Raw genomic sequence first — 14,039 nt, 5'->3', positions numbered from 1 at the left:
TTCAGAAGAAACTGAGCGCGCAGGCAGGAAAAAAATAAATAAAACGCCGCCCGTGTCGGGCGGCATTTTGGGGATTATTGATTAAGAAATTTATCCAGAAACTGTCGGGTACGTGCCTGCTGAGGAGCGCTGAACAACGCTTTGGCCGGGCCCTGTTCTACCACGCGGCCCTGATCCATGAAAATCGCCCGGTCAGCGACATCACGGGCAAAGCTCATCTCATGGGTCACAATCACCATCGTGCGCTTTTCCTGCGCCAGCGCCCGGATCGTATTCAGCACTTCGCCCACCAGCTCGGGATCCAGCGCCGAGGTCGGTTCATCAAACAAAATGACTTCAGGCCGCATGGCAAGCGCGCGGGCAATGGCAACACGTTGTTGCTGTCCGCCGGAAAGACGACGTGGATAGCTGTCTTCTTTACCCTGCAATCCCACTTTTTCAAGCAGGCCACGCGCCCGTGCAACCGCGTCCGCTTTGGTTTCGCCTTTGACGATGACCGGCCCCTCAATAATGTTTTCCAGCACCGAGCGATGCGGAAACAAATTGAAGTTCTGAAACACAAACCCCACCTGCTGACGGAGTTGGCGCACCTGTTCTTTCTGCTTATTGATCCCCAGACTGGCGTCAATCGTAATATCACCGACTTTGATGCGCCCGGCCTCAGGCACTTCAAGCAGGTTGATGCTGCGCAACAGCGTCGTTTTACCGGATCCGCTCGGGCCGATAATCGCCACAATTTCACCCGGCGCAACATCCAGATCGATGCCGTGCAGTACCGTTTGGCCGTTAAACTGTTTCACCAGTTGGCGTACTTCAATGGCACTCATTTCGCCTCCTGATCCTGACGGTTAACGTGTGCTTCGAGCCGGTTCTGTAAGGCAGACAGCACGGTAGCCATGATCCAGTAGATAACCGAGGCCGCCAGATACATCGTAAATACCTCCAGCGTACGTGAGGTAATCAACTGGGCCTGACGAAATAACTCCGGTACCTGAATGGTCGCCGCCAGTGAGGTATCTTTGACCAGGCTGATGAAGCTGTTACCCAATGGCGGTAAAGCGGTACGGGCAGCCTGAGGCAAAATAACCCTGCGCAGCGTTTGCCACGGCGTCATGCCAATGCTGGCCGCCGCTTCCCACTGGCCGCGCTCAATCGCCGCAATGGCACCACGAAGCGATTCCGATGCATAGGCTGCTGTATTCAGCGACAAGCCAATCATCGCGGAAGGAATTGGATCCAGCTCAATGCCAAACTGGGGCAGACCGTAGTAGATCATAAACAACTGAGCGATAAGCGGCGTGCCACGAAAAATCGACACGTAGATACGTGCCAGCCAGCTGATGGGCCAAAAGCGCGACAAGCGCATCAGCGCCAGCACAAAGCCCAGTATCAGCCCAAAAAACATCCCGCCAATACTGAGCTGAAGCGTAAACAGCGCGCCTTTAAGAAGGAATGGTGCTGACTCCAGCACCAGTTGTAAACTTTCCTGCATTATTGCGTAACGTCCGCGCCAAACCATTTCTCAGACAGCTTTTTGAGCGTGCCGTCTTTCTGCATCTCTGCAATCGCCTGGTTAATGGCTTTCAGTAAATCTTCGTTACCTTTACGCAGTGCAACGCCCGCTTCAAGACGCGAGAACGCAGGGCCAGCAACGGCCATCGTGTCACTGGTTTTCTTCACCAGATCCAGTGCCGCCAGACGGTCCACCAGAATCGCATCAACGCGACCTGAACGCAGATCCTGGTATTTGGTAGGATCGTCATCATAGGTACGAACATCGACACCTTTCACGTTTGCACGTAACCACTGCTCGTAGTTGGTGCCCAGACCGACACCCACTTTTTTACCTGCCAGATCTTCGGGGCGGGTGATGCTGCCGGCATTTTTCTTCAGCGTCAGCGCCTGCACGCCCGAAATGGTGTACGGCGTGGAGAAGTCATATTTCTTTTTACGCTCATCGGAAATGGTGACCTGATTAATCACCACATCGATACGTTTGGAATCCAGCGCGGCCAGCATGCCATCCCATTTTGTCGGTTTCAGCACGGCTTTCACACCCATGTGTTTCGCCAGGTCCTGGGCGAACTCCACCTCAAATCCGGTCAGCTTGCCTTTTTCATCCTGGAAACTGAAAGGCGGATAGGTGCCTTCCAGGCCCACACGCAGTTCGCCTTTACTTTTCACTTGCTGCAGCAAATCTTCTGCGGCAAAGGTTTTAACACTAACGCCAGCAACCAGCGCAACCGCCATCATTCCCGTCACCAGCTGGCGACGAATCTGTGAGAAAGCCATGTGTACCCCATTTATTATTCGTGAGTGTGCTGTTGAGCGGCTAAACCCCGTTTGCCGCTCTGTCATTATGGGCGTTATTTACCTGAGACAGCAAAATAACGGCCGGATTATAAACCTTTTTTTCGCGACGTCTCAGACCGAAGGGTGATAAGCAAATAACGCGGGCGCACCGCCGGTATGCACAAACAGGAGCGGTCCTTCGCGGCGGAAACGATTCTGACTGATCCCGTCAATTAACCCCGCCATCGCTTTGCCAGTATAAACCGGGTCGAGCAGCAGGCCTTCCAGCCGGGCCAGCAGCTTGATCGCCTCTGTGCCCTCTTCATTTGGCTCGCCATAGCGTGGCCCAAAGTAGTCATCCCACAGCGTCACCGGCGCCTTTGCCTCTACCGACAACTGCGATGCCAGCGCCTGACGAATAGCATCCACTTTCGGCAGCTGTTCATCACGCTGACGGGATACGGTCACGCCCACCAGCTCGGTTTGCGGCATGAGGTGTTCCAGCCCAATGGCCAGCCCCGCATGCGTTCCGGCACTGCCAGACGCGACGACTACCGCAGCAAAGTCCACCACGCCTTCACTTTGATGCACGATCTCCTGGGCGCACTCTACGTAACCCAGCGCGCCTAGCGCGTTTGATCCACCAACAGGCAGGGTATAGGGTCGAAAACCCTGCGCCTCAAGGCGTTCCGCCTGTTCCGCCAGTTGTGCGGCAGGATCGGTCAGTGCCTCAACCATCACCACGTCAACGTCCATCAGTTCCAGCAGCAGCCGGTTACCGTTAGTGAGGTAATTCTCGCTCTGGGTCGCGATGGGGTTTTCGAGTAATGCCACGCATTTCAGCCCAAGTTTGGCCGCGACCGCAGCGGTCTGACGCACGTGGTTGGACTGGATCGCACCGGCGGTGAGCAGCACATCGGCCCCCTCACGCAGCGCATCGGCCGCCAGGAACTCCAGCTTGCGCAGTTTGTTGCCGCCCAGCGCCAGCGGCGTTACATCGTCGCGTTTGATAAAAATGTCACGACCTAAGAAGTCCGACAGACGGGGCAAAAATTCCAGAGGCGTGGGCGCACCCAGAAGTTCAATACGGGGAAACTGATGAATAAGATGTAAAGACAATGCGGCCTCCAGTCAGGCACAGAGCAGTTATCATTACAGTGTTACAGAAGATGAAGAAAGGATCATCCTGAATTGAGGTCAGGAACGTGGAAGACGGGAATGCACAACATCCCCACGTTTCTTCCGATGGTGAGAAGAAACGTGGGGCGGGAAATCGACTGACCGTGCATCCTGTGCCCGGCATTTTTCCCTTAACGTTGCTGCCAGCCTAAGAACTGGTCGTATTTGCGCAGCGCAATTCGATAATTATTGTTGCCTGCATCGGGTAAATCTTCTTCCAGGCATTGATGCCAGCTATTGCCTTTCAGTTTTTCTGCCGGAAAATTTCGCGCCTTCAGCGTATCGTCAAGCCGACGTAACCGAACCACATACTCACGAATCGTGCTTGGGCTCATTTCCGTCTGCTCGAACAGATATTGTTTAAACGCCATAATGTCAAAATAGTTAGGATGTGTATTACAAAAAATATCGCTGCAAAAACGACAAAGTGCCGTTAATTCTGGCTGCAGTTTTAGCCAGAGTGGCTCATCAATCATTTGGTCCATCCGTGCGATGGCCTCTTTATTGATGATCTGGCCACGAAAAACCAGCGCCATTCGGTCTAGTACTTTGCCACAGTGTGAACAATTGGTTTGGCTGTGTTTATAGTCTTTAAGATAGCGACTTAAAGGTCTGGCTTTGGTTTTGGCTCCCACTGTTGAGTCCCCGATTTCTTATATTTATAGATCTCCAGGAACTGAGCCTTCTAGCGCGCTCCCGTAAGTCGGGCACGCAAGCGTTTAATCGCCTGACTGTGCAGTTGGCTGACCCGGGATTCCCCGACATCAAGTACCGCGCCAATCTCTTTAAGATTCAGTTCTTCCTGGTAGTACAGTGTCAGCACCATTTTCTCGCGCTCAGGCAACGCCTCGATCGCTTCTATGACGCGTTCACGCAGACTCCCTTCCATTAACTGATGAAGTGGATTGGCCTCTTCGTGCCCTTCCGTCACCAGCTCCGCACTGTCACCGTGTTCTTCCCGATACTCGTCGTATGAAAAGAGCTGACTGTTGTTGGTATCCAACAGAATCTGCCGGTACTCTTCTATCGAAACATTCAACTGTTGCGCGACTTCCTGCTCGGAAGCGGCCCGACCCAGCATCTGCTCAACCTGATGCATGGCTCCGGCTACCTCACGTGCATTACGTCTGACGCTGCGTGGCGCCCAGTCCCGGCTGCGAAGCTCATCAAGCATTGCGCCACGAATGCGCTGGACTGCATACGTGGTAAAGGCGGTACCCTGAAGCGCGTCGTAGCGCTCCACCGCATTCAACAGACCAATGCCCCCGGCTTGCAGCAGATCGTCAAGTTCCACACTGGCAGGCAGGCGAACCTGCAAGCGCAGTGCTTCATGACGCACCAGTGGGACGTAGCGCTGCCAGAGCGAATGTTTGTCCATCACGCCTTCGGCGGTATAGAGATCGTTCACGTTGACTACCCTGCGTTAATGAAGTTATCGGCATGATTATGCAATTCTGTAGGACTTTCGATTGGCAGAATAGGCGGGATAAACCGAGGTTATTTCAAATTTGTGATGTTTCAGAGCGGAAGATTCCGCTCTGTCTCAACAGGCTAACCTAATGACAGTAAACGTTGACGAGTGGCGGAGGGCACGCTGTCCCATAAAGCACAAACCTGCCCTTCCATTTCCTGATAAAAAGGGCTAATGCTTTCGCGGGTTTTTTCATCCCCATTAAAACGGACCTTGCCGGAATCACCATCAATACTAATCATTCGGTTAACAAAAAGTCGCTGTAAATCGCTGCGCAGGAATAATCCGTTATCCACACTGTTATCCGCCAGAAAACCTTCATCATTCTCTCGCGTATCAATATGGCAGGCTTCCACCCATGGCCACGGATGCTGATCGATCAGGCTGGTGCCGGTAATGACACAGGCACCATAACGGGCTTTCACGGCGGCCATAAATTCGGCCTGGCTGGCTCGCTGCAGCACTTTAGCCTTTACCCGCCGCCCGACTTCAGTACCAGGCATCACTGCGGCGGGTGTTTTATGTCCGGGTGTACTCAGTACCACAATAAACTGGATACGCTGTGATTGCGGAAAGCACGGATTGGAGTGCATGTTAAACAACTGCCACCAGGCATCGTCGCCGTCTTCTCGCATCAGCACCAGTTTGTATCCCCGGCTGTTAATCAGGTTCTGCGCCTGTGCTGAATGGGGATCGATCATGGCATATACGTAGCTTTGGCCGATCACTTTCCACAAATTCTCCGCTTTGTCCTGCTCTCCCCGGCGGAAATAGTGAAAAGGAGCCTGCTGCTTCAGGTAATACTCAAAACGGCGCAGGTAATTTTTACGTTCATTGTCGTTCGCAATAAATAACAGGTCTTCCAGCGGACTGTTGCTCTCTTCCTGTGCGAAGACAGCACGAATCTTTAGCGTCCGAAAGCTGGTCGAAGGACTCAGCAGCGCTCGCGCTGTTAATTCTTTCTCATCAGGGTATTGCTGTGCATAGCGCCGGGCGATCTCCTCGAAGGAAAGCCGTTCACCCGGTAGCAGGTCATAGTTGAAGCGCATAACCACCCCAGAACACGCGAAGTTGTAGCCAAATTAAACTTATCCTGAAGAGTGTTATCGGCACCATCTGTATGAACTGTAACGTTTATCCAACTTTTATCGCGCCGAAAACTCTAATCCACAATCACTTCCGTCTGGCTGACGCGATTTGCATTACTGCGCGATAAAATGTGCCCGCTTCGCTTATGCTGATTTATTTCATTAGCCGCTATGGATACGGGGACGGACTTATCCTTGACTTTACCCGCTTTTTTGTCGGTTATTCGTGCCATTACTTTCACTCGAACACTCGTATTCTTTCACTATCACGCTGCACGCGCAGACGAGTTATGAAGGAAGCGAATGATGAAAGGCATAGTACTGGCAGGCGGAACCGGTTCCCGACTGCATCCGGTGACCTGTGGCGTCTCTAAGCAACTGCTGCCGGTCTATGACAAGCCCATGATCTATTATCCCCTTTCCGTCTTAATGCTCGCGGGGATCCAGGACATTCTGGTCATCACCACACCGGAAGATCCGGCTGGGTTTCAGCGCCTGCTTGGTGATGGTTCGCATTTTGGTGTTAATTTGCAGTATGCGGTTCAGCCGTCGCCTGATGGTCTGGCTCAGGCGTTTATTATTGGTGAGTCATTTGTTGCCGGTGAACGCTGCGCGCTGGTACTCGGCGATAATATTTTCTTTGGTCAAAGCTTCGGTAAGAAGCTGGAAGATGTCGTTGCACGCGATCAGGGCGCAACCGTATTTGGTTATCAGGTGATGGATCCGGAGCGCTTTGGCGTAGTGCAATTTGACAAGCAGTTCCGCGCCCTTTCCATCGAAGAAAAACCCGCCGTACCGAAATCCAACTATGCCGTGACGGGGTTGTATTTTTATGACAACAACGTCTGCGCCATGGCGCGTGAAGTGCGACCGTCTGAACGGGGCGAGCTGGAAATTACCACGCTCAATCAGATGTACCTTAATGATGGCTTACTTAACGTTGTAATCCTGGGCCGCGGTTTTGCCTGGTTGGATACAGGCACACATGAAAGCCTGCTTGAGGCCTCTCATTTCATTCACACCATTGAAAAACGTCAGGGATTTAAAATCGCCTGTCTGGAAGAAATCGCCTGGCGTAAAGGCTGGACAGACAACAACGCGCTGTTAAAGCGTGCGCATTATCTTGGCAAAACACAGTACGGCCAATATTTAAAAATGCTGGTGGAGGAATAACGTGGAAGTTAAAGCAACCCACATTGCTGACGTTAAAATTATTCAGCCGGCCGTATATGGCGACGCGCGCGGTTTCTTTTTGGAAACCTTTGAAAAACGCCGTTATCAGGATCTCCTGCAAACCGACCTTGAATTTGTTCAGGATAATTATTCCCGCTCTGCACGGCACGTCTTACGCGGCTTACATTTCCAGAAAACAGAGCCTCAAGGCAAACTGGTACGCGTGGTGCGCGGAGAAGTCTTTGATGTCGCCGTCGATATCCGCCCAAATTCGCCCACCTATGGTCAGTGGGTCAGTATTTTGCTTTCAGAAGAGAATAAAACTCAGCTATGGGTCCCACCAGGGCTCGCGCACGGTTTCGTCGTGCTCTCGGACATGGCTGACTTTGAATATAAATGTACTCAATATTACAACCCTAAGGATGAAGCCTGTCTGATGTGGAATGACCCCGATGTTGCGATTCAATGGCCTGTCGAACAGCCGATTCTGTCGGTAAAAGATCAACAAGGACTCTCGTTGCAGGAGTTGATGTAATGCGCGTTTTACTCACGGGTGCTTATGGCCAGTTAGAGCGTTGTTTACTGGATCGTTTTCCCGCCGACTGGATCACGCTGGCGTGTGGTTCGGCGGAACTGGATATTACCGATCGCGTTGCCGTTGTGCGCGTGGTTAAAAAATTTAAGCCCGATGTCATTATGAATGCAGCGGCTTATACCGCCGTTGACAAGGCAGAAACCGACCGGACACGAGCCTTAAAGATCAATGCGATTGGCCCTGAAAATCTGGCTCAGGCCGCCAAAATGATCGGGGCGCGTTTCATTCATATTTCCACAGATTATGTTTTCGACGGGGTGAAAAAAACGCCCTATACCGAACAGGATCCGCCCTGCCCGATTAATTTTTACGGCCTGAGTAAGTGGGAAGGTGAAAAGCGCGTCTTTGAGGTCCTGCCCGAGGCGATTGTGATTCGTACCTCATGGATGTTCAGCGAATACGGTAATAACTTCGTCAGTACCATGCTTCGTCTGGCGCAGACGCGTTCCGAGTTACATGTGGTGAACGATCAGTATGGCTGTCCGACCTACGCGGGTGATTTAGCCCAGGCCATGATCACGCTCGCCGACATGCCCGAAAAGCGCGGCCTTTACCATTACTGTGGCGACGTTGCCGTCAGCTGGTGCGAATTCGCTCAGACAATATTTGTCGCGGCGCAACAGGACGTGGTCGTGCATGGCATTATCAGCTCGCACTATCCGTCTGCGGCGATTCGGCCGGCGCGCAGTGTGATGAACAGTGACGCTCTCAGCACCATCGGCATCCCCCCCTCAGACTGGCAGGATAAACTTCGCCTCTGTCTGAATCACCTGGCAACACCCTTTCCCTACGCGAATACTTTATAAGGAGATAATTGAATGAAAGTAGCAACGATTGGTAACTGTCAGCTCGAAGTCGTTGGTCAGTTATTAAGTAATTATTCTGAGCTTCATCGTGGCGCAATAACACACGTTGTTAATACACCTCTGTATAAACTTGATGCTCAGCGAGACATTATCAATCTGATGCACGAACTTGAAAGCTGCGATCATATTTATATGCAGTATCATTCTGAACGCTGGGGTTTGCTGTCAACCGCGAAGCTGACCGAGTATTTCGATATCCGCATGGCTTTGTTGAATAAATGGATTTTATGCTGTGGTACTATGAAAACGGTTGTTTCAGATAACATAAAATCAATGCGTTACATGCTTGCGTATGACGGTGTTCTGTCTGGCATCAGCGTTTTCTACCAAAACAGTGCAGACAAAACAGAATGATTACCTATTATTCAACAAAGCCTATCCGCATATTACCCACAATGGAATCAAGCGTATCAGCACCGCAGTTAGGGTATTATTCTGCTGCCGTGCCCGATTTGATGGTGTATGTCGATTACCGTTTTTTGCATCTTTATCTGACCGCACATGCCTGTGCGGATGCCGTTACTGCGTACCACAATGTCAGTTACGACGCGGCCAGGCCGCATAACATGATCATGGACGACGCTAATCGCTACCAGCGGTTGTTCAAAGAAGGTAAGGTGGCGTTTGATTATTCAGACTTTTATCGGGACGCCCTGTTAAAAGATAAACATTGCTACAGCACGGTAAGCCACCCCAATAACAAACATTTAAGCATTTTCTTTAGTGCAATCTTTTTTGATTTATTTAAAGAGAATAAGAACTTCGATCTTGGCGGCAACGATTTGCTCAAAAACTATATTGCTCCAGAGGTAGGCAGTGGCGAACAGCATTATTTCATGATGCGCGAAACAGGGCTTTCTCTGGCCTGTAAAATTAACTATCACTTCTTTTCTTCACAACCGCGTGAACAACTCTCAGAAGCCTTACTGCGTTCCACTTATTATCGTAGCGGCTTTGTTGAATAATAGGTAATCATTCTGTTTTGTCTGCACTGTTTTGGTAGAAAACGCTGATGCCAGACAGAACACCGTCATACGCAAGCATGTAACGCATTGATTTTATGTTATCTGAAACAACCGTTTTCATAGTACCACAGCATAAAATCCATTTATTCAACAAAGCCTATCGTAGCCTGAAATCCGGCTATCAAAACCTCTGAGCCTTTGCTGTAAGCCTGAAGATGCATCTTATCGATCAGGCTTGTCAGCACACAAAACAGTACCATTCAGTCACGGCGGCAATGCAATCAATACTGCGATGTTGCTTTACTGTATTAATACAGCGTTATATCGCTTTGTGGCGTCTGCCTGTCTCTGCCATTCCGGTCATTATGACTCTGCATAAAACATTCACGTTGCCGCCAGAAAGAAGCGCGGTTCCTGACGGGCCTGCCTGTCCCCGTTTGCGTTAAATACACACTAAAAAGGGCTTTATTTACGGCATCAGTTCGGCCTGCCGGGATTACAATCTGCTATAAAAGCGCGCCTGGCACCCCATCCATACCAGGAAAAAACTTTGCCAGCTAAACAATGTGTTAGCTGCACCACCTCAGGCAAATCATAATGAGCAGTAATAAAAAAGCACTTATGCTGGATGCCGGTTTTGCTGCCATGCCTCTTTTGATGGCACTTAAGCATTCCGGTTATGAAACAGCCGTATGCAGCGGCAAACCGCAGGATCCGGGTCATCAACTCGCGGCCCACTCTTTTTGCCTGAATTATGCCAACGTACAGGACGTACTGACCCTGGCGAAATCACTCAATATTACATCACTTCTGCCTGGTGTTACCGATGTGTCTTACCTTACGGGTGCCAGTGTCGCTGAGGCAATGGGCTTACGCGGTTTTGATCGCCCTGATGTAGCAGAAATTATTTTTAAAAAAGACGTCTTCCGCCAGTGGGCACAGAAGAAGGGTTATCCAGTCCCTGTGGCCGTGAGCTGTCCTGAAGAGGCGGCGCAACTTCCGTTACCGTTGATGATAAAACCTGTCGATTCCTACAGCGGATTAGGGATTTCACTGGTGACTGAGCGCGAACACATCTCCGCCGCCTGGCGAGACGCCTGTGCGGCATCATCCTGTGGCCAGGCACTTATAGAGCGCTGGATAGCCGGTGATTTACACAGCCACTCCGCTTTTATCGTGAATGGAAAAGTGGCGGTCGAATATTTTGTTGATGAATTTTGTACCGTTTATCCCTGGCAGGTAAACAGTAGTAGCCTCAGCCTCAATCTTCCTGCGTCGATAAAAGACCAGGTCAGCGACTGTATACAGGCACTCGTTGATGAGCTCGGGCTTTGTGATGGTTTACTGCACACTCAGTTTATCTCGGATGGTAAAAGCTTTTCTCTGATAGAAATGACACGCCGATGCCCGGGTGACCTGTATAATCAACTCATTGAATACTCTACAGACACGCCTTATTCACTCTGGTTCACCCATGCCTTTACCGGCACGCCTTTTACGCCAGCCAGTCGGCGTCCCGAACATGTCAGATTAATCGCTCGCCATACTGTGTCCGTTGATCAGGAACAAACCTTTACCTCCGTCAGCTTCGCAGCATTACCGGCCAATATCCTTTCCTTTCTGCCACTTAAGAAAACAGGCGAGAGAATCCAGCGCGCGCCTCACGATCGCGCCGCGCTTATTTTTGCTGAATTCCACCAACGTGATGAACTGGCCCGCTTCACACCACAATTAAAAGATTTTTTTACGCTTGGTAAGTACTAGGAAACCGATATGAAAAAACGACTACAACTTGGTTTTATTGGCGGTGGCGCGAATTCGGCTATTGGTCTTACCCATAAAATTGCCTCTCAGCTCGACGGGGATTTTACGCTTGTGGCGGGCTGTTTTAGCCGCAATCCTGAGCAGAATCGTCACACGGGTGAGAGCTGGAATATTCATCCTGAACGTATTTACGACAGTATTCAGGCGTTTATTTTGCAGGAGCGCCATCATCTTGATGCAGTTGCGGTGTTAACACCCACCCCTGACCATCATGAAATTATCACCGCCTGTTTCGAAAACGGTCTGGCTGTAATTTGCGAAAAGGCGATGGTTGAAAGTCATCAAAGCGCTTTGCACATCATGAACAGCGAGCACCAACATCAGGCAAAATTGTTTGTCACTTACAATTACAGTGGCTATCCCATGGTGCGCGAACTGCAAAAGCGCGTACAGCGCGGCGATTTCGGGGCCATTCAGCAGGTCATGGTTGAAATGCCTCAGGAAGGTTTTGCACGCCATAATCAGCATGGCGATGTGCCAAAACCGCAGAGATGGCGGCAGCAGGATGCCGTCATTCCAACCGTTTCGCTCGATCTTGGCGTTCATGTTCACCAGCTTATTGAATTTATCACCGGGGATCACGCCGTAGATATTTATGCGATCAATGATACGTACGCCAAAATTCCCGGCGTTATCGACACCGTACATATCTTATCGCGTTATCAAAGCGGTATGACGTGTAATTACTGGTATGGCAAAGCCGCTCTGGGATACCGAAATGGCCTGCGGATTCGCGTCATGGGAAGTCAGGGCAGCGCAGAATGGCTCCAGATGGATCCTGAATTCCTGTATGTCAGCGGTTTGCAAGGCAGTCGTTCTGTTATCGATCGCACAGCCAATGACAACATTGTTGCTGCTGATGCACGTTACTGCCGTTTTAAAGCGGGTCACCCTGCTGGCTTTATTGAAGCATTTGCCAATTATTATGCTGACATTGCCTCTGCATTGAGAGGGGAACCTAACGATTACGTGATGGGTTCAGACGTTGCGGCTCGCGGGCTTCACTTTCTTGAAAGTGCCGCGAAAAGTGCAACAAGTCAGCAAAAATGTACCCTTTAAACGGCTTTGTTGAATAAATGGATTTTATGCTGTGGTACTATGAAAACGGTTGTTTCAGATAACATAAAATCAATGCGTTACATGCTTGCGTATGACGGTGTTCTGTCTGGCATCAGCGTTTTCTACCAAAACAGTGCAGACAAAACAGAATGATTACCTATTATTCAACAAAGCCCCTTTAAACAATAAAAAGATAAAATATAACGGAGTTCCTCATGAGTTTTCTTAGTGAAATAGTCGAGAAAAATAACCATTTTCTCGTTACGCTGGAGAAAATGTACCAAAACGGTAATCCGGTAGTCCTCATTGGCGCAGGCTGTCTGGCTACCAAGACCAGTGAATATATGGCTCGTAATCACTTGCATATCAATTATGTAGCGGTCAATGAAATGTATTTTTCTCCTGGTCAAACGTTAAACGAACTGACTGTTGTGCCTCTGGAAAGTTTGCTCAACACCAAAAAAAATATAATTTTATTATTGCACTACAGTATGTGGATCCGGCGTTTTTGAATTCATTATCAGACGTTCAATCTGAAGTGCTGGTCTATGCCCCCTCTTTTACGGGCGTAAACACCGAAGATATTATTTCCTATGATTTTTGTCAGACCCATGCTGACGCCCTGCATTCCTTATATGAAAGTCTTGGTGATGATAAATCTCGCGAGACGTTTATCGCATTCATGAATCAGCGTATTAGCGCACGCCCTGACTATATTAAAACAGTGTATGATGAGAACCATTACTTCCCAACCGACATTGTCGCGTTGAGTAAGTCCGAGGTTTTTGTTGACTGTGGCGCTTATAATGGTGACAGCGTGAATGCTTTCGAAGCCGCACTGGCCACCCGCGGACTCCCTTCGCCGAAAAAAATCTTTGCCTTCGAACCTGACGACGTCAATTATCCGTTGCTGTGTGCCGCTACAGCGGATAAAGCGTATTGTGAATGCCACCAGGCAGGCGTATGGAGTGAAGAGACAACGCTGTATTTCGACTCAGGAAAAGCGTTGGATTCAAAAATTACTGAAAAGGTCACGACTAACAGTATCGCATTAACCACACTCGATAGCGTTATTGCGGACAGTAAGGTGACATTTATCAAAATGGATATTGAAGGCGCTGAGCTTTCTGCGCTGGAGGGGGCGAAAAACAGTATTCAACGCTGTTACCCACTGTTGGCAATCAGCGCTTATCATAAACCGGATGATCTTATAAAGATTCCTGCTTATATCAAAAGCATTATGCCCGGGTATCGATTTTATCTCCGCGCCCATCATCCTGTTCATGCTTTTGAACTGGTGTTGTACGCGATTCCTGCCTGATTTTTTTTTGCATCAGCCCGGCTCTCGCGTATCAGCCGGGCAGAATTGTTCTCATTACCTGTATCCGTCGTCTGTGCCTTGGCTTTGTTGAATAAATCGAACTTTTGCTGAGTTGCAGGATCAGATCACGCATAATCCTGATAATGCAGGCAGTTCCGTGGCTAAGCAGAAATTCAAAATCACCAACTGGTGCAACTACAACAAGG

The 14,039-nt window shown here is 49.9% G+C and carries 16 protein-coding genes; 9 read left to right on the top strand and 7 right to left on the bottom strand.

Translation table 11 applies throughout. From position 1 onward, the window contains the following. Nucleotides 1-74: 74 nt before the first annotated feature. The 7 genes from tcyN to F7Q90_RS09110 all read right to left on the bottom strand — a co-directional run bounded on the left by tcyN (nt 75) and on the right by F7Q90_RS09110 (nt 5,991). Entirely contained in the window at nt 75-827 is a 753-nt protein-coding gene (tcyN, locus tag F7Q90_RS09140; protein WP_006118892.1) for an L-cystine ABC transporter ATP-binding protein TcyN, read from the bottom strand. After that, nucleotides 824-1,492, bottom strand: coding sequence for a cystine ABC transporter permease (gene tcyL, locus F7Q90_RS09135; protein WP_006118891.1), 669 nt, complete (start codon nt 1,490-1,492; stop codon nt 824-826). The genes tcyN and tcyL overlap by 4 nt, the downstream gene beginning before the upstream one ends. Then, on the bottom strand, nt 1,492-2,292 hold the full coding sequence (tcyJ, locus tag F7Q90_RS09130) for a cystine ABC transporter substrate-binding protein (RefSeq protein ID WP_006118890.1): 801 nt from the start codon (nt 2,290-2,292) through the stop codon (nt 1,492-1,494). The genes tcyL and tcyJ overlap by 1 nt, the downstream gene beginning before the upstream one ends. Nucleotides 2,293-2,424: 132 nt before the next feature. Beyond that, a complete protein-coding gene (locus tag F7Q90_RS09125) occupies nt 2,425-3,411 on the bottom strand; it encodes a D-cysteine desulfhydrase (RefSeq protein ID WP_006118889.1) in 987 nt (328 codons plus the stop codon). Nucleotides 3,412-3,602: 191 nt separating this feature from the next. Next, the gene (gene fliZ / locus F7Q90_RS09120) at nt 3,603-4,106 is read right to left on the bottom strand and encodes a flagella biosynthesis regulatory protein FliZ (RefSeq protein ID WP_006118888.1); all 504 of its coding nucleotides are present in this window, start codon (nt 4,104-4,106) and stop codon (nt 3,603-3,605) included. 50 nt (nt 4,107-4,156) lie between these two features. Further along, nucleotides 4,157-4,879: an RNA polymerase sigma factor FliA gene (locus F7Q90_RS09115; RefSeq protein ID WP_006118887.1), complete on the bottom strand. Its 723-nt coding sequence runs from the start codon at nt 4,877-4,879 to the stop codon at nt 4,157-4,159. Nucleotides 4,880-5,022: 143 nt separating this feature from the next. Further along, complete coding sequence (locus tag F7Q90_RS09110) at nt 5,023-5,991, bottom strand: HNH endonuclease signature motif containing protein (RefSeq protein WP_006118886.1); 969 nt, start codon at nt 5,989-5,991, stop codon at nt 5,023-5,025. Between the two features lie 345 nt (nt 5,992-6,336). Between F7Q90_RS09110 and rfbA the strand changes: the two genes are divergently transcribed. The 9 genes from rfbA to F7Q90_RS09065 all read left to right on the top strand — a co-directional run bounded on the left by rfbA (nt 6,337) and on the right by F7Q90_RS09065 (nt 13,833). Next, nucleotides 6,337-7,203: a glucose-1-phosphate thymidylyltransferase RfbA gene (gene rfbA, locus F7Q90_RS09105; RefSeq protein ID WP_044241913.1), complete on the top strand. Its 867-nt coding sequence runs from the start codon at nt 6,337-6,339 to the stop codon at nt 7,201-7,203. Nucleotide 7,204: 1 nt separating this feature from the next. Continuing rightward, nucleotides 7,205-7,738 (top strand): dTDP-4-dehydrorhamnose 3,5-epimerase, encoded by a 534-nt coding sequence (gene rfbC / locus F7Q90_RS09100; RefSeq protein WP_006118884.1) that lies wholly within the window; start codon nt 7,205-7,207, stop codon nt 7,736-7,738. Next, nucleotides 7,738-8,604 (top strand): dTDP-4-dehydrorhamnose reductase, encoded by an 867-nt coding sequence (gene rfbD, locus F7Q90_RS09095; protein WP_006118883.1) that lies wholly within the window; start codon nt 7,738-7,740, stop codon nt 8,602-8,604. Before rfbC ends, rfbD begins: the two co-directional genes overlap by 1 nt. Before the next feature lie 12 nt (nt 8,605-8,616). Continuing rightward, the gene (locus F7Q90_RS27125; protein ID WP_044241909.1) at nt 8,617-9,018 is read left to right on the top strand and encodes a hypothetical protein; all 402 of its coding nucleotides are present in this window, start codon (nt 8,617-8,619) and stop codon (nt 9,016-9,018) included. Next, nucleotides 9,015-9,629 carry a hypothetical protein gene (locus F7Q90_RS09085; protein WP_237166058.1) on the top strand — a complete coding sequence of 205 codons (615 nt, stop codon included), beginning with the start codon at nt 9,015-9,017 and terminating at the stop codon, nt 9,627-9,629. The genes F7Q90_RS27125 and F7Q90_RS09085 overlap by 4 nt, the downstream gene beginning before the upstream one ends. A gap of 597 nt (nt 9,630-10,226) precedes the next feature. Further along, entirely contained in the window at nt 10,227-11,393 is a 1,167-nt protein-coding gene (locus F7Q90_RS09080) for an ATP-grasp domain-containing protein (protein WP_006118882.1), read from the top strand. Between the two features lie 9 nt (nt 11,394-11,402). After that, nucleotides 11,403-12,512, top strand: a complete 1,110-nt coding sequence (locus tag F7Q90_RS09075; RefSeq protein WP_006118881.1) for a Gfo/Idh/MocA family protein — start codon at nt 11,403-11,405, stop codon at nt 12,510-12,512. A gap of 215 nt (nt 12,513-12,727) precedes the next feature. Further along, nucleotides 12,728-13,024: a hypothetical protein gene (locus F7Q90_RS09070; protein WP_052310123.1), complete on the top strand. Its 297-nt coding sequence runs from the start codon at nt 12,728-12,730 to the stop codon at nt 13,022-13,024. Next, nucleotides 13,021-13,833: an FkbM family methyltransferase gene (locus tag F7Q90_RS09065; protein WP_052310122.1), complete on the top strand. Its 813-nt coding sequence runs from the start codon at nt 13,021-13,023 to the stop codon at nt 13,831-13,833. The genes F7Q90_RS09070 and F7Q90_RS09065 overlap by 4 nt, the downstream gene beginning before the upstream one ends. Nucleotides 13,834-14,039 lie beyond the last annotated feature (206 nt).

Source organism: Pantoea stewartii subsp. stewartii, assembly GCF_008801695.1.
GTDB classification, from domain to species: Bacteria; Pseudomonadota; Gammaproteobacteria; order Enterobacterales; family Enterobacteriaceae; genus Pantoea; species Pantoea stewartii.
Note: the sequence above shows the minus strand (reverse complement) of the source record. Positions and strands in the feature narration are given on the sequence as shown.

Bases quoted from the DNA above. Each gene is read 5' to 3' on its own strand.
- F7Q90_RS09075 (WP_006118881.1), top strand. From the start codon at position 11,403: ATGAAAAAACGACTACAACTTGGTTTTATTGGCGGTGGCGCGAATTCG.
- rfbD (WP_006118883.1), top strand. From the start codon at position 7,738: ATGCGCGTTTTACTCACGGGTGCTTATGGCCAGTTAGAGCGTTGTTTA.
- rfbA (WP_044241913.1), top strand. From the start codon at position 6,337: ATGAAAGGCATAGTACTGGCAGGCGGAACCGGTTCCCGACTGCATCCG.
- F7Q90_RS09070 (WP_052310123.1), top strand. From the start codon at position 12,728: ATGAGTTTTCTTAGTGAAATAGTCGAGAAAAATAACCATTTTCTCGTT.
- F7Q90_RS09110 (WP_006118886.1), bottom strand. From the start codon at position 5,991: ATGCGCTTCAACTATGACCTGCTACCGGGTGAACGGCTTTCCTTCGAG.
- tcyJ (WP_006118890.1), bottom strand. From the start codon at position 2,292: ATGGCTTTCTCACAGATTCGTCGCCAGCTGGTGACGGGAATGATGGCG.
- tcyL (WP_006118891.1), bottom strand. From the start codon at position 1,492: ATGCAGGAAAGTTTACAACTGGTGCTGGAGTCAGCACCATTCCTTCTT.
- F7Q90_RS09085 (WP_237166058.1), top strand. From the start codon at position 9,015: ATGATTACCTATTATTCAACAAAGCCTATCCGCATATTACCCACAATG.
- tcyN (WP_006118892.1), bottom strand. From the start codon at position 827: ATGAGTGCCATTGAAGTACGCCAACTGGTGAAACAGTTTAACGGCCAA.
- F7Q90_RS27125 (WP_044241909.1), top strand. From the start codon at position 8,617: ATGAAAGTAGCAACGATTGGTAACTGTCAGCTCGAAGTCGTTGGTCAG.
- F7Q90_RS09080 (WP_006118882.1), top strand. From the start codon at position 10,227: ATGAGCAGTAATAAAAAAGCACTTATGCTGGATGCCGGTTTTGCTGCC.